We start from the raw sequence: 24,886 nt of genomic DNA on the forward strand, positions 1-24,886 counted from the left end.
TCCCTTGTGCAGGAGTGGTGTTGACAGGCCCCGGAGCGCTCGAAATCGGCCCGGGAAAACCGTACTTTGACGACAGCCCGGTGCCCGTCCGTGGCTAGCGTGGCGGCAGGGCGCCGGCGCGACAGGGCTCCGGGGCCGCCTGCGCAACGGGGGTTGTCATGACGGACAGAGACAGGGACAGAGACAGGGACAGGGACACGAGCTGGCCCGCTCCGGCCGACGAGGGACGGCCCGAAGGAGGGTCCGGGCGGCGGATCGACATCGCGGGCGACGCGGGCGGCCCGGTCGTCGCCGGTGATCACAACGTCGTCATCGACGCCCAGCACGGCTCCACCGTCACCCTCCTCATGGAGGGCCGCAGGCCCCGCCCGGTGCGCCGCGACCGGGTGGCCCTGCTGCCCCGGCGGCAGCACGCGCCGCTCGGCCGGGACACCGATCTGGCCCGGCTCGCGACCGCCGTCCGCGACGGCGGCCCGGTCCAGCTGTGGGGCGCGCCCGGCGTCGGCAAGAGCACCCTGCTGCGGCACGCGGCCCGCACCCTCACCCCGGAACGCGACGGCGTGCTCTTCCTCGACGCGGCCCGGCGCGAACCCGAGGACCTCGCCCAGGACCTGTTCGAGGCCTGCTACGAGACCCGGGGGTACGCCCCCTCAAGCCCCGAACTGCGCCGCCTGATGACCGGCGTGCGCGTCACCGTCTACGTCGACAACGCCGACTTCTCCCCGGAGGGCCTGCGCACCCTCATGGACGCGGCGCCCGACGCCACGTTCGTCGTCGCGGGCCGGGACAGATCACTGCTCGGCGACGGCACCGCCCTGCGCCTGGACGGCATCGGCCGCGCCCCCGCCCTCGACCTGCTCGCACGCGAACTGGGGCGGCCCGTGGGCGCGGGCGCGGAGGGCTCCACGGCGGGCGACCTGTGGGAGACGTCGTCCGGGCGCCCGCTGCTGCTGCTGCGCGCCGCCGCCCTCACCCGTCTGGAACCGGCCGGCACCGGCGCCCTGCCCCGCCCCGCCGAGGTCGGCGATCTGCTGCCCCTGCTGCTCGGCCGACTGGACGCCGAACCGCTGCGCGTCCTGCGGCTGCTGACCACCCTCGACGACGCCGATCTCGATGTCGGCCACATCGAGGCCCTCGGCGGCGCCGCCGACACCGCCGTGCTCTGCGGCCGCCTGGTGGACCTGGGCCTCGCGGAGCAGACCCAGCGCGGCTACCGCGCCGTGGCCGATGTCGTACCGGCGCTGCGCGAGCGCGACCCCGAGCCGTTCTCCGTCGAGGTGCTGTGCGAGCACTTCGCCACCTGGATCGGCCGCCCCGCCACCACCGCCGCGCAGGTCGAACAGCACGCCCGCGCCCTGGAGGTGGTGGCCGAACTCGCCGAGCGGGACGGGCGCCCCGAGCTGGCGGTACGGATCGTACGGGCCGCGTCCCCGGCGCTGGCCCGCTCGCTGCGGTTCGGTGTGTGGGGCAGGCTGCTGGACCTCGGGCTGCCCGCCGCCCAGCTGGCCGGCGACCGGCAGGCCGTCGCGTACTTCACGCACGAGCAGGGCATCCGCAGCCTGCTCACCGGGCGCCGGGTGATGGCGGCCGTCCTGCTCACCGAGGCGGCCGTCCTGTGGCGCCAACTCGGCGATGTGCACGGCGCGAACGCGGCCGCCGGGGCCCACCAGTACGTCCCCTCGCACGCCGCGAACGCCCAGGGCACCCTGCTCCAGCCGGACGGCGGCGCCTCCCACCTCGCCTCCTCAGGGGCCTCCTCAGGGCCCTCCGCCCCCGACCCGTCCACCGCCCACGCGGCGGGCGCACACGGTACGGCGGCCCACCCGCCCGCCACCTCGATGGACCCCGGCACGACGGCCCACACGACGGCGGCCCAGCACACGACGGCCACCACACACACCACGGCCACCTCCCACACGGCGGCCACGACACACTCGGCAGCCGCCCCGCACGCGGCGAACGCCGGTGCGGCGAAGGCGGGCGCGGCGAAGGCGGGGGCCGCGAAAGCCGGTGCGGCCAAGGCGGGCGCGGCCAAGGCGGGTGCCGCCGCGCACTCCGCCGGTGCCGCGCACGCCGGAGCCTCGGCCGCGACCGGTGCCGCGGGGACGGGCGCGGCGGGCGCGGGTGCCGCGGGTGCGGGCGCGGCCGGTGCCGGGGCCTCCATGGCGGGGGCCTCCGTGGTGCTCAAGGTCGTCGCGGTGATCGTCGCCGTCGTCGTGGGCCGGGTCGTCATCAGCCAGGCGGTGCACTCGTTCGCGGAGAGCCGCTCCGGCTCGTCCAGTTCGTCCAGTTCTTCCGACACCGGTCTCGCGGGGCGCTGGACGGGCAGCGACGGCGCCACGTACGAGTTCGACGCGTCGGGCGGTGGATACGTCTCCCACGGGCGCGACGCCTGCGGCCAGGACGCGAGCACCGAGTTCACCGGCGGCGGCGACACCTACAGCGCCGAGCGACCCATCTACGACACCACCAGCGGCTCCTGCACCGACCTCCTCGGCGAGGCCACCACCACGATCACCCTCAGCGGCGACTCCGCCAAGGTCACCACCACCATGACCAAGACCTACCAGCAGGGCGTGCAGTGCTTCAGCTGCGGAACGCTCTACCTCACCCGCCAGCAGTGACCCCCGCTCCCCAGGAAGGGCCCCATGTCCCGTACACCCGGCAACAGCATCCGCATCGGCGGCGACGCGTCCGGCCCGGTCGTCGCCGGGAACGACAACCGCGTCGAGGTCCGGCAGACCGCCCCCGAGGCCGACCGGGAGGCCGCCGGTCCCGTCCAGAACAACACCGCCAAGGATCACGGCACCGTCTACACCGTGATGAACGGCGATCTGCACGTCCACCACGAGACCCCGGAAGAGGCCTGAACTACCGGGGCAGGACCACCACATAGGCGGCGGGCTCGCGGTCGTCCGCCGCCATCAGGGCCGTACGGACCACCGCGGCCTGCTGCTCCATCGCGTCCCTGAGCTTCCTCGGGGTCAGATGGACGACCGTGATGCCGAGCCGCTCCAGGTGCTCCCGCTTGCGGGCGTATCGCGCCCACTCCGTCTCCTCGTCGGACTCGCCCGCCGCGGGACCGCGCTGCGCCCGGGTGTCCAGCTCGACCGCGACCGCCTGGTCCGGCCAGTACGCGTCCAGGGCGCCGAGGCGGGGCCCGCCGGGCAGCCGCAGCTCGACGTTCCACAGCGGGTCCGGCAGGCCGTGCTCGGACACCATCCGGTACAGCCGGCTCTCCGCGATCGCCCGGCCCTCCGCCACCAGCGAGTCCACCGCGTCCACCACATGCGGCAGCCCGAGCAGCTTGGCGTGCGTCAACTCCCTTACTACGGCGGCCGGTTCGCAGTGCCCGCCGCGCACCGCCTCGGTCAGCAGCCGCCGTACCGCCGCCCCGTCCCGCAGCTGGGCCACCGCGTCCGCCAGCGCCCGCGGCACCGGTGCCAGCGGCAGCCCGGTCACCGTGGCGGGGGTGGGCAGGTCGGCGGTGCGCAGGACGCGGACGTAGCCGGTGGAGCGCAGCCGGCGCTGCCGGGGCACCAGGACGTCGACGTGCTCCAGGTCCGCCAGCGGCGGTGTCCCCGTGAAGCCGTACAGGGCGAGCGCCGCGAGGCCGGTGAGCACCGCGCCCGGGTAGGGCGGCCGGTACGCGTGCCGACCGGTCGGCTGGGCCGGGACGCCCGGCGCGGGTTCCCGGGCCGCGTACCGCAGGGCGCCGTGCAGCCGCTCCTCGCTCGTCGGCGGCCCGGGGTGCAACAAGTAGACGTGCGGCAGCAGTTGGGACCAGGGCCCGCCCGGACGGCAGCGTGCGGAGAGTTCGGCCGCGGTCACCCCGTGGGCGCGCAGCTGGGCCGTGGTCAGGACCCGCTGATGGGGCTCGGCGAGCGGGCCGAGGTGACCGAGGGGGCGGGAGGAGAGCGGTGCATTGTGCGTCATGCCCTTCGGATGCCCACCCTTGGTCCCCTCTTTAACCGCTGTTACACGGTCGTCGAGAAATGCGGACAAGGCGGTACTAAAGGTCAGGTGTTCGGATGCCGAAAGGGCACCGGAAACCCCTGGTCCGCCCGGGTGCGGACCAGGGGTTACGGCCTGGCGGGTACGGGTCCCGTAACGGTCACCGACCGCCGAAGCTCAGGCCAAAGGTCGGCTCAGGCCAACGGTCAGCCGGCCTGCGCGTCGCGCTCCTGTGCGCGCAGGGCACGCGCCAGGTCGTCCCGCGCCTCCAGCACCAGCCGCCGCAGCGCCGGCGCCGCCTCCTCGTGCGCCGCGAGCCACGCGTCCGTCGCGGCCAGCGTCCCGGGCCGGTCCTGGAGGGCCGGGAACAGCCCGCTGACGACGTCCATGCCGATCTGGATCGAACGCTCCTGCCAGAGCCGGTCGATGGCCGCGAAGTACTTCTCGGCGTACGGCGCGGTCAGCTCCCGCTGGGAGGGCTGGTCGAAGCCCGCGATGGTGGCCTCCACCAGCGCGTTCGACAGCGTGTCGGACTCCACCACCTGCGCCCAGGCCTGCGCTTTGACGGCCGCCGACGGACGGGCCGCCAGGCAGCGCACCTGGTGGCGCTTGCCGGACGCGGTGTCGTCCCGGGCCAGCTCGGCGGCGATCACGGACTCGTCCGCCACACCATGGGCGGCCAGCGGGCCGAGGAACGCCCAGCGCAGCTCCTGGTCCACCTCCAGGCCCTCGATCGACGTGGTGCCGTCCAGCAGGTCCTTCAGCAGCGCGAGGTCCGGCTCGGCCGAGGCCGTCGAGGCGAAGAAGCGCGCCCAGGCCAGCTGGTGCTCGCCACCCGCGTCGGCCGCCCGCAGCTGACGCAGCGCGCCCTCGGCGAGCAGCGCGCCGCCGGTCGCCCGCCAGTCGGGGGCGGCGTAGTGGTCCAGCGCGGTGTGGGTCCAGGCGTGCAGCATCTGGAGCACACCGATGTCGGACTCGCGGCTCGCGAACCGCAGCACCAGGGCGATGAAGTCCCGGGCCGGCAGCAGCGCGTCCCGGGTCATGTTCCACAGCGCCGACCAGCACAGCGCGCGCGCCAGCGGGTCGGTCAGGTCGCCCAGGTGCTCCAGGAGCGTGTCCAGCGAGGCCGCGTCGAAGCGGATCTTGCAGTAGGTGAGGTCGTCGTCATTGACCAGCACCAGGTCCGGGGCCTCGGCACCGGCGAGGTCCGCCACGACCGTGCGCGGGCCCTCCACGTCCGTCTCCACCCGCGCGTACCGCTCCAGGGCGCCGCCCTCGGTCAGCCGGTACAGGCCCACCGCGACCCGGTGCGGGCGCAGCTCGGGGTGCGATTCGGCGGCCTCCTGGAGCACCGCCAGCTCCGCGACGCGGGAGTCCGCCAGGAGCACCTGCGGGGTCAGCGCGTTCACCCCGGCCGTCTGGAGCCAGGACCGCGACCAGGCCGTCATGTCCCGGCCGCTGGTCTCGCCGAGCACCGACAGCAGGTCACCCAGGCGCGTGTTGCCGTACGCGTGCCGCTTGAAGTAGCGGCGGGCGCCCTCCAGGAACGCCTCCTGGCCGACGTACGCCACCAGCTGCTTGAGCACGGAGGCGCCCTTGGCGTAGGTGATGCCGTCGAAGTTGAGCTTGGCGTCCTGGAGGTCGCGGATGTCCGCGGTGATCGGGTGGGTGGACGGCAGCTGGTCCGCGCGGTACGCCCAGGCCTTGCGACGGTTGGCGAAGGTGATCCAGGCGTCCTTGAAGCGGGTCGCGCCGACATTGCCGAACGTGCCCATGAAGTCCGCGAAGGACTCCTTCAGCCACAGGTCGTCCCACCAGGCCATGGTGACCAGGTCGCCGAACCACATGTGCGCCATCTCGTGCAGGATCACATTGGCGCGGGCCTCGTACGACGCCTGCGTCACCTTGCCGCGGAAGATGTACTCCTCGCGGAAGGTCACCAGGCCCGGGTTCTCCATCGCGCCCAGGTTGTACTCCGGCACGAACGCCTGGTCGTACTTCCCGAACGGGTACGGATAGTCGAAGTTCTCGTGGAAGAAGTCCAGGCCCTGCTTGGTGACCAGGAAGACGTCGTCGGCGTCGAAGTGCGGCGCGAGCCCCTTGCGGCACATCGCGCCCAGCGGGATCTCCAGCGTCGTACCGTCCGCGAACGTACGGGAGTAGGAGTCCGTCACATAGTGGTACGGCCCCGCCACCACACAGGTGATGTACGTCGAGATCGGCTTCGTCTCCGCGAACTTCCAGACGCCGTCGGTGAGTTCACCGGCGCCGTTGCTCCACGCGGTCCAGCCCTCGGGCGCGCGCACCTCGAAGCGGAAGGGCGCCTTGAGGTCCGGCTGCTCGAAGCCCGCGAACACCCGGCGGGAGTCGGCCGGTTCGTACTGCGTGTAGAGGTAGACCTCGCCGTCCTCGGGGTCCACGAAGCGGTGCAGGCCCTCGCCGGTGCGGGAGTAGGCGCACTGGGCGTCGACCACCAGCTCGTTCTCCGCGGCCAGGTCCTCAAGGGCGATCCGGGTGCCGTCGAAGACCTCGCTCGGGTCCAGGTCCTTGCCGTTGAGCGACACCGCGGTCACGCTCGGCGCGATCAGGTCGGCGAAGCTGGACGCGCCCGGCTCGTTGCAGCGGAAGCGGATCGTGGTGACCGAGCGGAAGGTGCGCGGCTCGCCGTCCGCGTCGCCGACGGCCGACCTGAGGTCCAGGGACACGTCGTATCCCTCGACGGACAGCAGTGCGGCCCGCTCCCGGGCCTCGTCGCGGGAAAGATTCTCACCGGGCACGGCGGCACTCCCTTGTGATCGCGTGATTGAGGGCTGAACAGCACCGATCCTGCCATGTGCCCCTGACAGGAATCATCGGGGAATGCCCTCCGGGACGACGTCGTTGATCCCTCAAGAAGACCGTTTCGCTGAGGAGAGCCATGTCCGAGACCGCTTCCCCGTCCGGCAAGACCCCTGTCGACTTCTGGTTCGACCCGCTGTGCCCGTGGGCCTGGATGACCTCCCGCTGGGTCCTGGAGGTGGAGAAGCTCCGCGACATCGAGGTCCGCTGGCACGTCATGAGCCTCGCCGTGCTCAACGAGGACAAGCTGGACACGCTGCCCGAGGAGTACCGGGAGATGCTCGCCGTGCGCGCCTGGCAGGGCGTCCGGGTCGTCACCGCCGCCTGGCAGAAGCACGGCCAGGAGGTCGTCGGCCCGCTGTACACCGCGCTCGGTACCCGCATCCACAACAACGGCGAGGGCATCACCCTGGAGTCCATCGCCGGGGCGCTCGCCGACGTCGGTCTGCCCGCCGAGCTGATCGACTACGCCGAGCAGCAGGACTTCGAGTTCGACGCCGAGCTGCGCGCCTCCCACAAGGAGGGCATCGACAAGGTCGGCCAGGAGGTCGGCACCCCGGTCATCGCCGTCCCCGGCGACGACGGCGAGCAGATCGCCTTCTTCGGCCCCGTCGTCACCCCCGCCCCCAAGGGCGAAGCGGCCGCCCGCCTCTGGGACGGCACCCTGGCGGTCGCCTCGGTCCCGGGTTTCTACGAGATCAAGCGGACGCGGACGCAGGGTCCCGATTTCAGCAACCTGTAGGTCGGACGGGCTGAGGGCCCGGCGGGATGCCGGGCCCTTGTCGCCGACGGAACGGCGGTTCCCTCAGGGGCGCGGGGCTGTGCCTGTTTGCGGCTCCGCCGCGTGGGCGCGACCAGCCACGGCGCACCCGCACTCGGCGACGAACCGCACCCCCTACGGCGCGCACCCGCACCGACGGTCACGTCAGACAGTGCGCCAGCGCCTCCCCCCGCACCCACCGCCCCACCTCCGCCGCCGCGATCCGCGCCCCCTTCTCCGCCACCGCCCGGCTCGCCCCGCCGACATGCGGCGTCAGCACCACCCGCCCCCCGACCGTCCGCAACCGCGAGTCCGCCGGCAGCGGCTCGTCGGCGTACGTGTCCAGCGCCGCCACCGCGAGCCGCCCGTCCTCCAGCGCGTCGCACAGCGCCCCCTCGTCCAGCAGCGCCCCCCGTGCCGCGTTCACCACCACCGCCCCCGGCGGCAGCAGCGCCAGCTCCCGCGCCCCGATCAGCCCCCGCGTCTCCTCGGTGACCCGGGCATGCAGACTGATCACCCGCGAGCGCCGCAGCAACTCGTCCAGCGAGGCCATCCGCAGCCCGTACATCTCCCCGCGCGCGTACGGGTCGTACACCATCACCCGCGCCCCGAGCGCGCCCAGCACCCGCGCCACCCGGCTGCCGACCGCGCCGTACCCGATGAGTCCGACGGGCAGGTCCTCCACCTCCAGGCCGCTGTGCTCGTACGTGTAGTACCGGGAACCCGCCCAACTCCCTTGCGCGGTGAGGCGGTCATGGGCCTGCGGGATGCGCCGCAGCGCGGCGAGCAGCAGTCCGACGGTGAACTCGGCCGTCGCCGCGGCCTTGCGGCCGGGCGCGCAGCAGACCCGGACCCCGTGGGCGCGGGCCGCGTCGAGATTGACGTTCACCGGGCGGGCCCGGCAGACCGCGACCAGCCGTAACTCGGGGCGGGCGGCCAGGACCCGTTCGGTGACCGGTGCCATCTGGGTGACGAGGACGTCCGCCCCGGCGAGGGCCGCGATCAGCTCGTCCTCGGCGTCGCTGGCCTCCTCCACCTCGGCGACGGTGCCGAACGGTTTCTGCGGCCAGCCGAGGGTCAACTCCCGCACATCGCAGTGGGCTTGTCTGGCCAATGCGGCCGTGATCAGCGAGGGGAGCACGAAGCGGTCACCGGCGGCCAGTACCCGCACACTGGAGGTCATCACAGGAACACAGGTTGTAATGATCGCCCGAGGGGCGTCAATCCCTGGTGTGTGGGGAAAGCGGGGAAAGTCTGAATGCGCCCCGCACGTACGGCGAAAGGCCCTCCGCGAGTCACGTCCTCACGGAGGGCCTCCCCTCATCCGCCTGCCGCCGTGAAGGGTGAGAAGACGATCACGAGGCAGGGCGCTTCAGCGGCGCGCGGGGCGCGCCGGGCTCACGGGGCCAGCAGCAGCGTGTTCGCGCGGGAGGTGGCGGCCTCGTAACGCTTGGCCACGTCCTGCCAGTTGACGACGGCCCACATGGCGTCGATGAAGTCGACCTTCTGGTTCTTGTACTGGAGGTAGAAGGCGTGCTCCCAGGCGTCGAAGACCAGGATCGGGGTGGCGCCCTGGCCGACGTTGCCCTGGTGGTCGTAGACCTGCTCCACGATCAGCCGCCCGCTCAGCGGCTCGTACGCGAGGACGCCCCAGCCGGAGCCCTGCGTGGTGGCCGCGGCCTTGGTCAGCTGGGCCTTGAAACCGGCGAAGGAGCCGAAGGACTCCGTGATCGCGTCGGCGAGCGTGCCCACGCCGTCGGCGGCCAGCGGCTCGCCGCCGCCGTCCTTCGGGCCGGTCATGTTCTGCCAGTAGATGCTGTGCAGGATGTGCCCGGAGAGGTGGAAGGCCAGGTTCTTCTCCAGGCCGTTGACCGAGCCCCAGGACTCCTTGTCGCGCGCCTCGGCCAGCTGCTCCAGCGTGTCATTCGCGCCCTTCACATAGGCCGCGTGGTGCTTGTCGTGGTGCAGCTCGATGATCTCGGGGCTGATCACAGGGGCCAGCGCGGAGTAGTCGTAGGGCAGCTCGGGCAGCGTGTAGACGGGCATGGGGGATCCCCTCCGGAACCTTATTGCAAACCTCTTGCAACTACACGCTAGCAACAACTGCATCAGGGCGACAGGAAGGCTCCCCTTAGTGTCGCTACGATCGCGTGGTGATCACTTCCAGCGCCCGCACCACGGTCTTCGACGTCGACGGCACCCTCTGCTTCGACGGCCGGACGATCGACGGCAGGATCCGCACCGCCATCGAGACCTGCGAGCGCGCCGGTCACCACCTGGTCTTCGCCTCCGCCCGGCCGGTCCGCGACCTGCTGCCGGTGCTCGGCGGGGCCTTCCCCACCGCCACGCTGATCGGCGGCAACGGCAGCCTGGTCTCCGTGGGCGGCGAGGTCCGGGCACGGGCCGCGTTCGAGCCGGGAGACCTCGGCAAGCTGCTGATCGAGGCCGACCGCTTCCGCGCGGGCTATCTCGCCGACGGTCCCTGGGACTACGCCTACACCGGACCGGCCGAGCACCCGATCCTCGGCCGCGTCGACCAGGGCCGGCTCGCCCGCCGGGTCGACCTCGCGGGCCTGCCCGCCGTGGTGAAGTTCCTCGTGGTCGACGCGACCGACATGGCCGCCCTCGCCGAGGCGGGCCGGGTGCTCGGCATGACCGTCAACCACCATCTCGACGAGGCGATCATCGACTTCGCGCCCGGCACCACGAACAAGTGGGAGGCCCTGGCCTCGCTGGGCATCGACCGCTACAACGCCTTCGGCAACGACATCAACGACCTCGATCTGCTGCGCCACGCCCACCACTCGGTCCGGGTCGGCGCCCACCCGGCCCTGGACGGCATCGCCCGCGCCACCGTCGCCCCCGACCCGGAGGCCGTGGCCGCCGAGATCTCCCGGCTGGCCACGGTGTGAGGGGTCAGCGCCCGGCGCGCACCCGCTGCCAGGCGTACCCCGCCGCCGCGAGCACGAGCGTCATCGCGCCCGAGGAGTACAGCTGGACGCGGGTGTCGGGCTGCCGTGCCATCAGGACGAAGACCGCGGCCATGCCCGCGAGCGCCACCCAGGTGAGGTACGGGAACGCCCACATCCGCACGACCAGCTTCTCCGGGGCCTCGCGTTCGATGCGGCGGCGCAGCAGCAGCTGGGAGACGGCGATGAAGATCCAGACGACCAGGATCACCGCGCCGATCATGTTCAGCAGCCACGGGAAGACGTCGTCGGGCCGCCAGTAGCTCAGCAGCACGCAGCCGAAGCCGACCAGGCAGGAGGTGGCCACGCCGATCCGGGGCACCCCGCCGGACACCTTCGCCAGCACCTTCGGGCCCTGGCCGCGCTGGACCAGGGAGTAGGCGATGCGCGAGGAGCCGTAGATGTTGGCGTTCATCGCGGACAGCAGGGCCACGAACACCACGATGTTCATGAGCTGGCCCGCGCCCGGGATGCCGAGGTGGTCCAGGGTCGCCACGTAGGGGCCGCGCGCCACGACCTCCGGGTCGTTCCAGGGCACCAGGGCGACGACGACGGCCATGGAGCCGATGTAGAAGACGGCGATCCGCCACATCGCCGTCTTCACCGCGCGCGCCACGCCCCGCACCGGGTCCTCGGACTCCGCCGCCGCGATGGTGACCGTCTCCAGGCCGCCGTAGGCGAAGACCGAGGCGAGCAGGCCGATGACCAGGCCCTGGCCGCCGTGCGGCAGGAACTGGGTGAGATGGGCGGTGCCGGGGGAGTCCGTGCCGGGCAGCACACCCGTGAGGGCGAGCACGCCGAGCACCAGGAACAGCGAGATCGCACCGACCTTGAGTGCGGCGAACCAGAACTCGAACTCGCCGAAGTTCTTCACGGCGGCCAGGTTCGTGCCCAGGAAGACCACCATGAACAGGGCGACCCACAGCCACTGCGGGCTGCCGGGCACCCAGCCCTGCGCGATCTTCGCCGCGCCGATGCCCTCCAGGCCGACCGCGGTGCACAGCAGCACCCAGAACGCCCACCCGGCGGCGAACCCGGCCCAGGGCCCGATCGCCCGCTCGGCGTGCGCGGAGAAGGAGCCGGAGGACGGGTACGCGGCCGACATCTCGCCGAGCATCCGCATGACCAGCATCACCAGCAGCCCGGACAGGGCGTAGGCGATCACGATGGACGGTCCGGCGGCGGCGATGCCCGCGCCCGACCCGACGAAGAGCCCCGCGCCGATCACACCGCCGAGGGCGATCATCGACAGATGGCGCTGCTTGAGACCATGGGAGAGGGCGGGGTTCTCCGCCAGGCGTGGTGTGTCCGAGCGGGTGGGGCTGGGCATGGGGGCGGCTCTCCCGATGCAATAGGCGGGCGTGCAATAGGCGGGCAAAAACTAACCCAGTCTGGGCGGCCCGTCCGCTCACACGGAGGGACCGCCCAGTATCCGGACACCCACCATTCGGAGAGTGAGACTCCGGTTACACCGCCGCGGGCTCGGGCGCGGGGGTGTCCGCCGGAGTGTGTACGGGGGTGTAGTGCGCGGCGTCGCCCTCGATGGAGTAGCTCTCCTTGCCCTCGACGCCGACCGGGACGTCACCGGCGACCGTCACCCGGTGCAGTCGGCGCGGCAGGCCGTCGTAGTTGTCGATGGCGTAGTGCTGGGTGATCCGGTTGTCGAACAGGACCAGTTCCCGCTCCGCCCAGCGGTGGCGCAGGATGTTCTCGGGCCGGGTCACATACGACTGGAACAGGTCCAGGATCTTGCGGGACTCGCCGGTCGACAGGCCCACGATCCGCTGCGCGAACCCGCCGACGAACAGCCCGCGCTCCCCGGTCAGCGGATGGACCCGCACCACCGGATGGGCGGTGCGGAAGGTGATCGAGGTGAACTCGGCGCGGTGGGCCGCCTGCTCCGCGTCGACGTCCTCGTCCGGTACGGCGTAGTCGTAGTCGTTGGTGTGCTCGGCCCACAGCGTGTCGGCGAAGCGGCGCAGCGGCTCGGGCAGATCGCGGTAGGCGGCGGCCGCGTTGGCGATCAGGGTCTCGCCGCCGTACGGCGGGATCGTGATCGAGCGCAGGGTGCTGGCCTGGGGCGGGTTGAGGACGAAGGTGACGTCCGTGTGCCAGTGGTTGGCGCGGCCCCGCTCGCTGTCCACGGGCAGCACGTTCGGGGCGCCCTCGACGGCGCCGACCGTCGGATGGGCGGTGGTCAGCGCGCCGAAGTGCCGGGCGAACGCCTGCTGGCCGGCGTCGTCCAGGCCCTCGGCGGCGAAGACCAGCGCCTTGTGGACGTTCAGCGCCTCGCGGATGCCGGTCACCTCCGCCTCGGTGAGCGGCCGGGTGAGGTCGACGCCCGAGACACGGGCGCCGATGCGCGCGGTGACCTTGGTGATCTCCAGGGACATGGGAGTTCCTTTCCGGAAGGGAATGTCAGGCGAAGGCGGGGGACAGGTACTGGTTCGCGGGGCGCGGCAGGCCGTAGCGCTCGCGCAGGGTCCGCTTCGGGCCGTACTCCGTGCGGAACAGGCCCCGGGCGCGCAGGATCGGTACGACGTGGTCCACGAAGGCGTCCAGGCCCGAGGGCAGCACGGGCGGCATGATGTTGAAGCCGTCGGCCGCGCCCCGGGTGAACCAGGTCTCGATGCGGTCGGCGATCTGCTCGGGCGTCCCGGCGAAGGTCTGGTGCCCGCGCCCGCCGCCGAGCCGGCCGATCAGCTGCCGCACGGTGAGCCGCTCGCGCCGGGCCAGCTCCACCACCAGCGTGTACCGGCTCTTGGCGCCCTCCACCGCGGACTCGGGCGGCAGCTCGGCGGGCAGCTGTCTGTCCAACGACAGGTCACCGGGGGCGAGTTGGAGCAGCCGTTCCAGGCGTCGCAGCCCGTGCTCGGGCACGATGTGGTCCTCCAGGACCTGCTCGGCCGCCCGCGCCTCGGCCTCCGTCGAGCCGAGCACGGGCACGATCCCGGGCAGCACCTTGAGATGCCCGGGGTGCCGCCCGGCCCGCTCGGTGCGGTCCTTGATGTCCGCGTAGAAGGACTGCGCGTCGGCGAGGGTCTGCTGCGCGGTGAACACCGCCTCCGCGTACCGCGCCGCGAACGCCTTGCCGTCCGCCGAGGAGCCCGCCTGCACCAGCAGCGGGTAACCCTGCGGGGAACGCGGCACGTTGAGGGCGCCACCGACCCGGAAGTACGGGCCCTCGTGCCGCGGCGGATGGATCTTGCCGTCGTCGCCCCAGACACCGGCCGCCTTGTCGGCGACGATCGTGTCGTCCTCCCAGCTGTCCCACAGCTTCAGCGCCACATCGAGGAAGTCGGCGGCCCGCTCGTACCGTTCGGCGTGCGCGGGCTCGTGGTCGAGTCCGAAGTTGCGGGCCGCCTCCGCGCCCGCGGTGGTGACGATGTTCCAGCCCGCCCGGCCGCCGCTGACGATGTCCAGCGAGGCGAATCTGCGGGCCAGGTTGTAGGGGGAGTTGTAGGAGGTGGACGCGGTGGCGATCAGCCCGATGTGCTCGGTGGCCGTCGCCAGCGCGGTCAGCAGGGTCAGCGGCTCCAGGGCACCGGCCGGACGCTGGCCGAGCTCGCCCCACAACTGGGGGCTGTCGGCGAGGAACAGGCTGTCGAAGGTGCCGCGTTCGGCGGTCTGCGCGAGCCGTGTGTAGTGGCGCAGATCGACATGCGCGTACGGATCGCTCTCCGGGAGCCGCCAGGACGCCTCGTGGTGGCCGGTGCTCATCAGGAACGCGTTCAGGTGGAGTCGGCGGGTGGTCATCGGTGGTCCTCCGTGACACCGAGGGCGGCCAGCAGCCGCTCCCGGTACTCGCCCAGGACCGGCTCCCGGTAGGAGCGCGGATGGGGACGGTCGATGGTCAGATCGAGGCCGATACGGCCCCGCTCCAGGACGAGGACCCGGTCGGCGAGCACGATCGCCTCGTCCACGTCATGGGTGACGAGCAGCACGGAGGGCCGGTGGCGCTCCCACAGCTCGCGCAGCAGATGGTGCATCCGGATCCGGGTCAGCGCGTCCAGCGCCCCGAACGGCTCGTCCGCCAGCAGGAGTTCGGGTTCCCGCACCAGGGCGCGGGCCAGCGCGGCCCGCTGCGCCTCACCGCCGGACAGCTCGCCCGGCCAGGCCCGCTCCCGCCCTTCGAGGCCCACCTCGGCGAGGGCCGCCCGGCCGCGCCGCGCCGCGTCCTTCCCTTCCAGGCCCAGCAGCACGTTGTCCAGCACCCGGCGCCAGGGCAGCAGCCGGGAGTCCTGGAACACCACCGAGACCTGTCTCGGCGCCGCGACCTGCCCGGACCCGGCCACCCCGTGATCGAGCCCGGCGACGGCCCGCAGCAGGGTGGACTTCCCGGACCCCGAGTGCCCGAGCAGCGCCGTGAACTGTCCCGCGGGCAGTTCGAGATCGATGCCGTCGAGGATCGTACGTTCCCCGAACGACCGGTGCAGGGACCGCAGTTGGACGGCGGTGGCGGGCCGGGTCAGCTGCTCAGTGTGCGGCGCCATGACAGCACCCTCCGTTCGATCAGACGGACCGCGCTGTCGGAGACCAGGCCGAAGACGCCGTAGATCAGCAGGCCGACGAGGATGGTGTCGGTACGGCCGTAGTTCTGCGCCTGGAACATCATGTAGCCGAGTCCGCTGGTGGCGTTGATCTGCTCCAGGACCACCAGGCCCAGCCAGGAGCCGGTCACCCCGAGCCGCAGCCCCACGAAGAACCCGGGCAGCGCCCCCGGGATCACCACCTGCCGCACGAAGCCGAGCCTCGACAGGCCCTGGACCTCGGCCAGTTCGACATAGCGGCTGTCGATGCCGGCCAGCGCGGCATGCGTGTTCAGATAGACCGGGACGTAGACGACGATCGCGATGATGGCGACCTTGAAGGTCTCCCCGATGCCCAGCCAGAGGATGAACAGCGGAATCAGCCCGAGGGTCGGGATCGCCCGGTTGAGCTGCACCGTCCCGTCGATCAGCGCCTCCCCGGTGCGGCTGAGCCCGGACACCAGCGCCAGCAGCACCCCGGCGGCCAGCCCGATCGTGAAGCCGTACGCGGCCCGGCGCAGCGAGGTCAGCACATCGGTGGGCAGGGTGCCGTCGGTCCACAGACGGCCGAGGGTGCGCAGCACCGTCCAGGGCGCGGGTATCGCGGCCGGGTCCAGCTGCCCGGCGGCCGAGGCGATCGCCCAGGCGGCCAGCACCAGCAGGGGCCCGGCCAGCCGGGCGGCGGGCAGCCGGCGCCCGGGGGAGAGGCGGCGCCGGCGGCGGACCGGAGGCAGCTCCCCGGACGCGGGGGCGGACGCGACGGTCGTGGTGGTCGCTTTGGTCGTCGTGGTCGTCATGGCGGTCACCTCCGGTACTCCTCGGGCACGGCCCGTGCGGCGATCGCCTCGAAGCGGTGGTCGAACAGGCCGGACACATCCGTCTTCTTCACGAAGCCGCCCTCGGCGAGCAGATCGGCGGTCTCCTGCTCCCATGTGATCGCCTCGTCCCAACGCGGCGGGAACAGCGGCTTGTTGGCGAGCGCGGTGATGGACTTCGCCTGCGGGAGGGTCAGGTTCTGCGTCTTGACGTAGAACTCCTCGTTCCACCGGTCCGGATGCTCGTACTGCCACACCTGGCCCTGGGCCCACCGCGGGATGTACGCGGCGATCGCGGCGGCCTTGGCGGGATCGTTCAGCGCGGCCTGCGGCGCCCAGAGCAGATTGAGCAGGTCGACCACGTCGGTGGTGACGGTGCGGGCGCCCTTCGCCGCGTACTGCTTGAGATAGGCGGGCGCCTGGCTGTTGGCGAGCGGGGCCACGTCCACCTGGCCGGACTGGAGGGCGGTCAGGAACTGGTTGCTGGTCAGCGGCACCAGCTCGGCGTCGTCGTACGCCAGACCCGCCTTCTTCAGGGCCCGCAGCAGGACCACGCCCTGCGCCTGCCCCTGCGAGAAGGCGAGCCGCCTGCCCTTGAAGTCGGCCACGGTACGGATGTCGCTGCCGGGCCGGGTCGCGAACAGGTAGTTCGGCCTGCGGGTCAGCTCGATCGCCACGATCTTCGCCGCGAGGCCCTGGAACTGCGCCTGGATCGGCGGGATGCCCGCGTTGTTGGCGACATCCAGGGACCTGGCGCGGAAGGCGTTGATGACATCGGGACCGGCGCCGATGTTCACCCAGTCGGACACGGTGAACGGCAGCGGCGGGAACTTCCCCAGTCTGAACTGGAGTTGCTCCACACCTTGGTACGAGGTGATCTTCAGGCTGGTCCCGGCGGGGACCTTGGCCGCGAGGGGCCGGGTGGCGGCGGCGCCACCGGTGTCGGCGGTGGCCACGCCCTTGGCGCAGCCGTCGAGTCCGGCGACGGCGGCGGACGCGCCCAGCAAGGAGGTGAGAAAGAGACGACGGTGCATGGGGGTCTCCCGGAAAGAGCCGGTCAACGGAAACACAGAGAAACTCAGGGAAATGCGAAGAAGCCCTGGGAAATTCACGGCAACACGCGCGTCACACGCGGCAAGATGTCAGCAACAGAAGGCGTGACACTCGGTTCGACAGCTCGTGAAGGGGTGCATGACCAGCATGTTCCAGGCCCCGAGCGACCCATGTCAACATTCCGAGTTTCTGAATTAAATACTCTCAGGTGAGGCGCTCAGTGGATCCCGGAACAATGCGTCGAGCAGCACCGAACCGCCCGCGACGGCGAGTACGGAATCCGGGAAACTCGTCGGCAGGACCGCCGCGGAGCGGGAATTCCCGGCCGCCTCCCGCAGCGCGTCCAGGCACTCCTCGAAGTGGATGACCCCCACCTCGGTGACCACGACCGTCTCCGGGTTGAGCACATCGAGCAGCAGCGCGGCCGCCCGCCCCGTCGCCCGCGCCCGCTCCACCAGCAGCCGCCGGGCCACCGCGTCCCCGGCCGCCGCCGCGGCCACGACACGCATCGGATTCGCCGAGTCGGTGACCCCGGCCGCGCGCGCCCTGCGGCACAACGTCCGTTCCCCCAGCTCCACTTGAAGGCAGCCGGTACGGCCGCACGGGCACGGCTCGGTACCGCCCGGCACCGGCAGATGCGCGATGGCACCGGCCGCGGACCGGGGTCCGTGGTGCACCTCGTCATGGGTGGCGAACGCGGCGTCGACCACATTGCCCACGAACAGATGCAGCACGCTCCGGCTGCCCCGGGCCCGCCCGAACAGACGCTCGCCGTTCACCAACGCCCGCGCGTGCCCGTCGACATGGACCGGCAGACCGGTACGGGCGGCGAGCAGCTCCCGCACCGGCACCTCCCGCCAGCCCAGCAGCTCGTGCTCCACCACGGTGCCCGTCTCCCGGTCCACCCAGCCGCCGACGGCGACCCCGACCCCGAGCGGGCGCCGCCCGGACGCCTCGGCGAACAGCGCGGCGAGCCCCTCGGCGGCCCGCGCCAGCACCCGCCCGGGATCGGTCCGTTCATGCTTCAGCTCGCGCCGGGCCAGCACCCGGCCGCGCAGATCCAGCAGCGCCACGGTGGTGTACGGCACCGCCACATGCACCCCGCCCACCACGAACCGGGCGTCGTCCAGCTCGACCGGCACATGCGGCCGGCCCACCCCGCGCGAGCGGCGCGGCGCCTGGGACTCCCGGATCAGCCCGAGCCCGGCGAGCCGCGCACAGTGCTCGGTCACCGACGCGGGGGACAGGCCGGTCAGCCGCGCCACCGTACTGCGCGCCACCGGGCCGTGCTCCAGCACGGACCGCAGCACGGAACTGGCGCTGGTGCGCCGCCGGTCGCGCTCGGCGGCGCGGGGCACGGGGGAGACAAGGGTGGACGCCGCACTGCGGGGCATGGAGAACCGTCCTCGGGACCGGAGCCGGTACATCGGAAGACCGGAAAGGACGAGGCGGCGCGGCGCCGAGCGGCGGGCCGCCCCTATCCCGAACGACGACAGGTGGCCGCGCCCTGGCGCCGCAGGTCGACATAGCGACGCGACGTGAAATACCGGGCCTGCGCAACCATGGCACCGAAGCTAGCAAACCCCCCGAGCGCTGCCCACCCCGCGCCCACCGACCGAGACGACCGGGGCCGTCGTCACCAGGAGCCGCCCCGCTTTGGGGGATCCCTACAGTCGCGTCGGCAGCTCGCGGGGTCTGCTGAAGCACCCCACCTCAGTGACCACCGTCACGCCGTGCCCGGTGTGAGCCGTACTTTTGTGCGGAGCCCACCAAGCTGTCGATCAACCCTTTGTCGAGCGCTGACGGTGATCGGCCTCGGGGCGCCGGTATAGCGTCGCGATGTCCCACCTGGCCCCTGTCCCCTCCACCCCGCGGAGTCCCCATGAGCACCGCCACCGTCAGCGCCCGTCCGGGTGCCGTCCTCGCCGATCTGCTGCCCGCGTCCCGCGCCCGTGACGCCGCCCTCGTGCTCGGCGGTGCCGCGCTCACCGGGCTCGCCGCCCAGCTGTCGGTGCCCGTGCCCGGCTCCCCGGTGCCGGTGACCGGCCAGACCTTCGCCGCGCTGCTGGTCGGCACCGCGCTCGGCGCCCGCCGCGGCTTCCTCTCCCTCGCCCTGTACACGGTGGCCGGCATGATCGGCGTGCCGTGGTTCGCGGAGGGCGACTCCGGCACCGGCGCGGTCTCCTTCGGCTACGTCCTCGGCATGCTGCTCGCCTCCGCCGTCGTGGGCGCCCTCGCCCGCCGCGGCGCCGACCGCTCCCCGCTGCGCATGGCGGGCACGATGATCCTCGGCTCGGCCGTCATCTACGCCGTCGGCGTCCCCTACCTGGCCCTGGCCGCCCATCTCTCCCTCGGCCAGGCGGTCGCCGCCGGTCTCGTCCCGTTCCTGATCGGCGACGCCCTCAAGGCCGCCCTCGCGATGGGTCTGCTGCCGACCACGTGGAAGTTCGCCGGCAAGCGCTAGCCGCCCACCGGCACAGGACAACGGCCGCGGGGCCCGACGAACTTCGTCGGGCCCCGCGGCCGTTGTACGAGGGCGGACCGGGTCAGCCGATGGAGACCTTGTCCGTCGCGGCCTCGGCGGCCTCTGCCGGGGCACGGCGGGACTGGACCGCCTGCTTCACGAAGGCGAGCACCACCACGACCGCCGCCACGCCCAGCGACAGCAGCACGGTCTTGCGGCCGCTGCTCGCGCCCTCCGTGTCGGTGAGCATGTAGCCCAGGACGAAGACGATCAGCGCGGCCGCGGCCCAGGTCAGGTACGGGTACAGCCACATCTTCACGACGAGCTTCTCCGGCGCCTCGCGCTGGATGATCCGGCGCATCCGCAGCTGCGAGAAGCAGATGGCCAGCCACACGAACAGGGCGACCGCGCCACTGGAGTTCAGCAGGAACAGGAAGACGGTGTTCGGGAACTTGTAGTTGAAGAACACGGCCACGAAGCCGAAGACGACCGACGCGAGGATCGCCGCCATCGGCACACCGCGGGAGGTGGTGCGGGCGAACGCCTTCGGCGCGTCGCCGCGCTGGCCGAGCGAGAAGGCCATCCGGGAGGCCGTGTACAGACCCGAGTTGAGACAGGACAGCACCGCGGTCAGCACGATGACGTTCATGATCTCACCGGCGTGCGCGATCCCGAGGGAGTTCAGCGCGGCGACGTACGAGCCCTGCTTCCCGAGCGACGCGTCGTTCCACGGCACCAGCGTGACCACGACGAGGATCGAACCGAGGTAGAAGACACCGATACGCCAGATGATGCTGTTGGTGGCCTTGGTGACCGCGCGCTGCGGGTCCTCCGACTCACCGGCGGCCAGGGTGGCGATCTCGCTGCCCATGAAGGAGAAGACGACCAGCAGCACACCGGTGAGGATCGAGCCCGGACCGTGCGGCAGGAATCCGCCGTGACTGGTGAGATTGGAGAAGGACGCGTTGTCGGTGTGCGCGCCCGGCAGCACACCGAAGATCGCGAGCAGGCCGACGACGATGAACGCGCCGATCGCCACGACCTTGATACCGGCGAACCAGAACTCGAACTCGCCGTAGGAACCGACCGACACGAGGTTCGACGCGGTCAGCACCAGCATCACGATGAGGGCCCAGCCCCACTGCGGTACCGCGGGTACCCAGCCCTCAAGGATCTTCGCGCCGGCCGTTCCCTCGACCGCGAGCACCACGACCCAGAAGAACCAGTACAGCCAGCCGATGGAGAAACCGGCCCAGCGGCCGAGCGCGCGGTCGGCGTGCTCGGAGAAGGAGCCGGAGGTCGGGTTGGCGGCGGACATCTCGCCCAGCATGCGCATCACGAGGACGACGAGGGTGCCGACGAGGGCGTAGGACAGCAGAATGCCCGGTCCGGCCGCGGCGATGCCGGAGCTGGAGCCGACGAACAGGCCGGCGCCGATCACACCGCCGATGGCGATCATCGTCAGGTGTCGGTTCTTGAGGCCTGCTTGAAGTCCGGAACCAGGAGGGGTCATGGACGGATTCCTTTGCGCCTGTTGAGCGGGGGTTCTCGCACGGAAACGGGGGTGCCGTTGTGGGGTCCGGTACGGGATTCGTACGAGCGGTGTACGAGTCGGTCCAGTGAATCCGAGGTGAACGAATTCGGGAACCTCTGAATCCGGATTGTTACTTGAGGTTCCCTTGAGGTTCTATGGCCCCGCTCACATTTGACGACGAAATCCGTAGGTCACCGGGTGTCGTATGAGTCACCCCCGGATGCCTTGACGGACGCCCCTCGAATGCCGTGGACCCCGGGCTGCTGCCCCGATTCCGGCGTGTCACACTCGTCCCATGCGCGTGTACCTCGGCTCCGACCATGCGGGCTTCGAACTCAAGAACCACCTCGTCGAGTGGCTCAAGGCGGCGGGGCACGAGCCCGTCGACTGCGGGCCGCACATCTACGACGCCCAGGACGACTACCCGCCCTTCTGCCTGCGCGCCGCCGAGCGCACGGCCGCCGACGCCGACGCCCTCGGCATCGTGATCGGCGGCTCCGGCAACGGGGAGCAGATCGCCGCGAACAAGGTGAAGGGCGTGCGCGCGGCGCTGGCCTGGAGCGAGGAGACGGCGTCGCTCGGCCGTCAGCACAACAACGCCAATGTGGTGGCCGTCGGCGCGCGCATGCACAGCACCGAGGAGGCGACCAAGTTCGTCGAGACGTTCCTCGCCACCCCGTTCTCCGGTGACGAGCGCCACATCCGCCGCATCGACATGCTGAGCGACTACGAGACGACGGGCGACCTCCCCCCGGTCCCCGCCCACCACCCCCAGCAGTAACCCACCCCCACTCCCACCTGCGCCCACCCCCGCCGATCCGCTCGGCGACGGGTGGGCGCCGTGCGTGGCGGGATCCTCCGGATGCGGGCGGGGCGACCGGGGAACACGCCTAGGCTGAGGGGCGAGGGCTGCCCGCCGGTCGAGTGAGTCGAGTGGCGGGCGGGAAGAGAAGAAGAGGAAAGGACGGCCCGCCTTGCCGGAAGGGCACACCATTCACCGGTTGGCGCAGGACTATGCCGCCCGCTTCCAGGGCACCGCCCCCCGCGTCACCAGCCCCCAGGGCAAGTTCTCCGACGCCGCCGCCCTCCTGGACCGCGCCGAGCTGACCGCCACCGAGGCCCACGGCAAGCACCTGTTCCTGCGGTTCCGCGACAGCGACTGGGTCCATATCCACCTCGGCCTGTTCGGCAAGGTCGGCTTCGGCGACGCCCCCGCGCCCCCGCCCACCGACACCGTCCGGCTCCGGCTCGCGAACGACCTGTCGTACGTCGATCTGCGCGGCCCCACCACCTGCGCCCTGATCACCGACGACGAGAAACGCGCCGTCCACTCCCGCCTCGGCCCCGACCCGCTCAGGCAGGACGCCGACCCGGCGGCGGCGTACCGGAGGATCAGCCGCAGCCGTACGACGATCGCCGCCCTGCTCATGGACCAGAAGATCGTGGCCGGCGTCGGCAACGTCTACCGCGCCGAGGTCCTCTTCCGGCACGGCATCGACCCCTACCGCGCGGGCCGCGACCTCACCCCCGCCGAGTGGGACGCGATCTGGACCGACCTCGCCGCCCTGATGCGCGAGGGCGTGCGCAACAACCGGATCGACACCGTACGGCCGGAGCACACCCCCGAGGCCATGGGCCGCCCGCCCCGCGTGGACGACCACGGCGGCGAGGTCTACGTCTACCGCCGCGCCACCCAGCCCTGCCACATCTGCGGCGACCACATCCGCACCGCGGGGCTCGCCGCCCGCAACCTCTTCTGGTGCCCCACCTGTCAGAAGCACTGACACTCCTTCGGGTGGGTTTACGGAATTCCGGTGCCTGAGCGAACCTGTGAACCCGAGCCCCGCACGGGGGACAAGCAGGACCTCCCGTGCCAAGGGGCCGGTGCGATGGATAGGGTCCCGAACTAATGGCAGCAGGACGAGAGACGCGCGCGAAGGCCGACACACTCACGGCCCGGTGGAAGATGCAGTGGCACCGGGCCCGCGTCGGGCTGCGCAGAAGCGCCGTCGACTACTTCCGCGGCGACGGCTCCGACTGGATCGCCTTCGCCGGGCTCCTCCTGACCATCCCGGTCTTCGCCGCCCTGACCCTGTTCGACTCCGTGTGGTGCTCCCCGGCCATGCTCGTCCTGCCGATCGTCGCCGGCGGACTGCTGCTGCGCCCGGCCAGCCTGCTCGGCCTGTACGCGACCGCGGCCACCGCGCTGATCGTGGAGTCGGTACGCCTCGGCCCGTATACCGAGGGCCCCTCGCGGGTCACCCCGGGCGTCGTCCTGGTGGTGGCGGCCTGCGGCTTCTTCGGGCTGCTCACCGCCCAGTTCCGCAGCCGCGTCGGCGTGCCCTGGCGGCGCGGCGGCACCATGCTGTTCGACCTGCGCGAGCGGATCCGGGTGCAGTCCACCCTGCCCAAGCTGCCCCAGGGCTGGCACCACGAGATGGCGCTGCGGCCGGCCGGCGGCCAGTCCTTCTCCGGCGACTTCGTGGTGGCCGCCCGCACCAACGGCGGCCGCACCCTGGAGGTCGTCCTCACCGACGTCTCCGGCAAGGGCATGGACGCGGGCTCCCGCGCCCTTCTGCTGTCCGGCGCTTTCGGCGGCCTGCTCGGCTCCCTGCCCCCGCACGCCTTCCTGCCCGCCGCCAACGGCTATCTGCTCCGCCAGGACTGGGACGAGGGCTTCGCCACCTCCATCCACCTCGTCCTGGACCTCGACTCCGGGGACTACGAGCTGTACTCCGCGGGCCATCCACCGGGCCTCCAGCTCAGCGCCGGCACCGGCCGCTGGGAGGAGAAGTCCGCCGAGGGCCCGCTCCTCGGCGTCTACGACGGCGCCCAGTTCGACTCCGTCAAGGGCTCGCTGCGCCCCGGCGACGTCCTGATGCTCTTCACCGACGGCCTGGTGGAGACCTCCGACCGCGACATCGTGGAAGGCATCGACCGCCTCACCGGCGAAGCCGACCGCTATGTCGCCGGCGGCTTCCACGGCGCCGCCTGGCACCTCATCGAGGCCGTCGCCAAGGACGTCAACGACGACAGGGCACTGCTCCTGATCTGCCGCGAGTCCGCGGCGCACGCCCGCTGACACCGGCTGCCGAAGCCGCTTCCCGCCAAGCCTTTGTCACGGAAATTCGCTGATCCTGTGACAGACCGGACCCTGGCTCGCCCGCTCACGCCCGGGAGTTCATAATCGTAGGCGGTATGTGACAGGAGCGGCAGACGCCGTGGGAGCCCATACGGGGGAGGCGACATGAAGTTCGACATGGGTGCGCAGACGCTCTCGACGCTGATGCGTGATTCACGCGGGTCCAGCCAGGATCTGGGCACGCTGATCCGGCAGTTGGTGCAGGCGGCCGAGCCGTTGGAAGGGAAGTTCAACGGTGCGGGGCGTACGGCGTTCGACCAGTTCAAGGCGCGCGCGGACGGCATCACGAAGGAGCTGAACGGCTCGCTGGCGGCGATCCTGGGCGGTCAGTCCGGGATGGAGGGCGCCTTCAGCTCGGGTGACCAGGAGCAGGGCGAGAACGCCAAGTCGCAGATGGGCGCCGCCAACTTCGACGCGGCGCGGTTCTCGGGCCGCTGAGCCGCACGTGTCCGGGTTGTTCTGAATTCTTCGAGACGTTCGGTCTCTTCACGGGGAGTGGTGTGTGATGGCGGGTTCTGGCGCGGATCGTCGGTCGTACGACACGGGGGCGTCGGCGGATGTGCAGGGGAACCTCGCGGGGGTGATCGCCCAGCTGGAGTCGGTGATCGCGGCGCGGGACAAGCAGGTGAAGAAGGCGATGGCGGACTTCACGGCCGACGGTGTGGCGGACGAGTACCACGGCAAGGAGCAGCGCTGGAACAACGCGTCGCAGGAGGTGCGGAACATCATCCACCTGCTGAAGACGACGATGGAGAAGAACGACTCGACGGCGCATTCGACCCTGGCGAAGGCGAAGTCGGCGGTCGACAACATCGGTTGACCGGTAGT

Annotated in this window: 22 protein-coding genes; 10 read left to right on the forward strand and 12 right to left on the reverse strand. The window is 71.7% G+C overall.

Annotated features, from left to right (window positions below; all coding sequences use genetic code 11):
- Positions 1-158: 158 nt before the first annotated feature.
- Both AB0N90_RS11935 and AB0N90_RS11940 read left to right on the forward strand, forming a co-directional pair.
- Positions 159-2,624, forward strand: coding sequence for an ATP-binding protein (locus AB0N90_RS11935; protein WP_365195285.1), 2,466 nt, complete (start codon positions 159-161; stop codon positions 2,622-2,624).
- A gap of 24 nt (positions 2,625-2,648) precedes the next feature.
- Positions 2,649-2,870: a hypothetical protein gene (locus tag AB0N90_RS11940; protein WP_346079089.1), complete on the forward strand. Its 222-nt coding sequence runs from the start codon at positions 2,649-2,651 to the stop codon at positions 2,868-2,870.
- Between the two features lies 1 nt (position 2,871).
- Here AB0N90_RS11940 and AB0N90_RS11945 read toward each other — a convergent pair whose 3' ends face one another.
- A complete protein-coding gene (locus AB0N90_RS11945; RefSeq protein WP_361668170.1) occupies positions 2,872-3,936 on the reverse strand; it encodes a hypothetical protein in 1,065 nt (354 codons plus the stop codon).
- Between the two features lie 224 nt (positions 3,937-4,160).
- Complete coding sequence (pepN, locus tag AB0N90_RS11950) at positions 4,161-6,731, reverse strand: aminopeptidase N (protein ID WP_365195289.1); 2,571 nt, start codon at positions 6,729-6,731, stop codon at positions 4,161-4,163.
- A gap of 140 nt (positions 6,732-6,871) precedes the next feature.
- On the opposite strand from pepN, the gene AB0N90_RS11955 reads away from it, so the two are divergent.
- Positions 6,872-7,534: a DsbA family protein gene (locus AB0N90_RS11955; RefSeq protein WP_365195292.1), complete on the forward strand. Its 663-nt coding sequence runs from the start codon at positions 6,872-6,874 to the stop codon at positions 7,532-7,534.
- Between the two features lie 178 nt (positions 7,535-7,712).
- Here the strand turns inward: AB0N90_RS11955 and AB0N90_RS11960 are convergent, their stop codons facing one another.
- Together AB0N90_RS11960 and AB0N90_RS11965 are read right to left on the reverse strand one after the other, a co-directional pair.
- Complete coding sequence (locus tag AB0N90_RS11960) at positions 7,713-8,735, reverse strand: 2-hydroxyacid dehydrogenase (RefSeq protein WP_365195295.1); 1,023 nt, start codon at positions 8,733-8,735, stop codon at positions 7,713-7,715.
- A 215-nt stretch (positions 8,736-8,950) separates the two neighbouring features.
- Positions 8,951-9,598, reverse strand: a complete 648-nt coding sequence (locus tag AB0N90_RS11965; protein ID WP_365195297.1) for a superoxide dismutase — start codon at positions 9,596-9,598, stop codon at positions 8,951-8,953.
- 107 nt (positions 9,599-9,705) lie between these two features.
- On the opposite strand from AB0N90_RS11965, the gene AB0N90_RS11970 reads away from it, so the two are divergent.
- Complete coding sequence (locus AB0N90_RS11970; protein WP_365195299.1) at positions 9,706-10,464, forward strand: HAD family hydrolase; 759 nt, start codon at positions 9,706-9,708, stop codon at positions 10,462-10,464.
- 4 nt (positions 10,465-10,468) lie between these two features.
- On the opposite strand, the gene AB0N90_RS11975 is transcribed toward AB0N90_RS11970, so the two are convergent.
- From AB0N90_RS11975 to AB0N90_RS12005, 7 genes are all read right to left on the reverse strand, one after another.
- The gene (locus tag AB0N90_RS11975) at positions 10,469-11,851 is read right to left on the reverse strand and encodes an amino acid permease (protein ID WP_361668155.1); all 1,383 of its coding nucleotides are present in this window, start codon (positions 11,849-11,851) and stop codon (positions 10,469-10,471) included.
- Positions 11,852-11,987: 136 nt separating this feature from the next.
- Positions 11,988-12,914: a TauD/TfdA family dioxygenase gene (locus AB0N90_RS11980; protein ID WP_365195302.1), complete on the reverse strand. Its 927-nt coding sequence runs from the start codon at positions 12,912-12,914 to the stop codon at positions 11,988-11,990.
- A 25-nt stretch (positions 12,915-12,939) separates the two neighbouring features.
- Positions 12,940-14,277: an LLM class flavin-dependent oxidoreductase gene (locus AB0N90_RS11985; RefSeq protein ID WP_365195304.1), complete on the reverse strand. Its 1,338-nt coding sequence runs from the start codon at positions 14,275-14,277 to the stop codon at positions 12,940-12,942.
- Positions 14,274-15,014 carry an ABC transporter ATP-binding protein gene (locus AB0N90_RS11990; RefSeq protein ID WP_365195307.1) on the reverse strand — a complete coding sequence of 247 codons (741 nt, stop codon included), beginning with the start codon at positions 15,012-15,014 and terminating at the stop codon, positions 14,274-14,276. The genes AB0N90_RS11985 and AB0N90_RS11990 overlap by 4 nt, the downstream gene beginning before the upstream one ends.
- Complete coding sequence (locus AB0N90_RS11995; protein WP_365195309.1) at positions 14,990-15,847, reverse strand: ABC transporter permease; 858 nt, start codon at positions 15,845-15,847, stop codon at positions 14,990-14,992. Before AB0N90_RS11995 ends, AB0N90_RS11990 begins: the two co-directional genes overlap by 25 nt.
- A 5-nt stretch (positions 15,848-15,852) precedes the next feature.
- Positions 15,853-16,899: an ABC transporter substrate-binding protein gene (locus AB0N90_RS12000; protein WP_365195311.1), complete on the reverse strand. Its 1,047-nt coding sequence runs from the start codon at positions 16,897-16,899 to the stop codon at positions 15,853-15,855.
- A 213-nt stretch (positions 16,900-17,112) separates the two neighbouring features.
- Positions 17,113-18,312, reverse strand: a complete 1,200-nt coding sequence (locus tag AB0N90_RS12005) for an ROK family transcriptional regulator (RefSeq protein ID WP_365195314.1) — start codon at positions 18,310-18,312, stop codon at positions 17,113-17,115.
- Between the two features lie 488 nt (positions 18,313-18,800).
- Between AB0N90_RS12005 and AB0N90_RS12010 the strand changes: the two genes are divergently transcribed.
- A complete protein-coding gene (locus AB0N90_RS12010) occupies positions 18,801-19,382 on the forward strand; it encodes a biotin transporter BioY (protein ID WP_365195316.1) in 582 nt (193 codons plus the stop codon).
- 82 nt (positions 19,383-19,464) lie between these two features.
- Here the strand turns inward: AB0N90_RS12010 and AB0N90_RS12015 are convergent, their stop codons facing one another.
- Entirely contained in the window at positions 19,465-20,895 is a 1,431-nt protein-coding gene (locus AB0N90_RS12015) for an amino acid permease (protein ID WP_365195318.1), read from the reverse strand.
- A gap of 316 nt (positions 20,896-21,211) precedes the next feature.
- Here AB0N90_RS12015 and AB0N90_RS12020 point away from each other — a divergent pair, with 316 nt between their 5' ends.
- The 5 genes from AB0N90_RS12020 to AB0N90_RS12040 all read left to right on the forward strand — a co-directional run bounded on the left by AB0N90_RS12020 (position 21,212) and on the right by AB0N90_RS12040 (position 24,878).
- Entirely contained in the window at positions 21,212-21,697 is a 486-nt protein-coding gene (locus AB0N90_RS12020) for a ribose-5-phosphate isomerase (protein WP_037651808.1), read from the forward strand.
- Between the two features lie 193 nt (positions 21,698-21,890).
- Positions 21,891-22,700, forward strand: a complete 810-nt coding sequence (locus AB0N90_RS12025; RefSeq protein WP_085564735.1) for a DNA-formamidopyrimidine glycosylase family protein — start codon at positions 21,891-21,893, stop codon at positions 22,698-22,700.
- Between the two features lie 125 nt (positions 22,701-22,825).
- Positions 22,826-23,998: a PP2C family protein-serine/threonine phosphatase gene (locus tag AB0N90_RS12030; protein WP_093678362.1), complete on the forward strand. Its 1,173-nt coding sequence runs from the start codon at positions 22,826-22,828 to the stop codon at positions 23,996-23,998.
- A gap of 165 nt (positions 23,999-24,163) precedes the next feature.
- The gene (locus AB0N90_RS12035; protein ID WP_037651814.1) at positions 24,164-24,496 is read left to right on the forward strand and encodes a hypothetical protein; all 333 of its coding nucleotides are present in this window, start codon (positions 24,164-24,166) and stop codon (positions 24,494-24,496) included.
- A 67-nt stretch (positions 24,497-24,563) separates the two neighbouring features.
- The gene (locus AB0N90_RS12040; protein ID WP_086808276.1) at positions 24,564-24,878 is read left to right on the forward strand and encodes a pore-forming ESAT-6 family protein; all 315 of its coding nucleotides are present in this window, start codon (positions 24,564-24,566) and stop codon (positions 24,876-24,878) included.
- Positions 24,879-24,886: the final 8 nt, after the last annotated feature.

This window comes from Streptomyces sp. NPDC093018, assembly GCF_040684035.1.
Taxonomy (GTDB): domain Bacteria; phylum Actinomycetota; class Actinomycetes; order Streptomycetales; family Streptomycetaceae; genus Streptomyces; species Streptomyces murinus.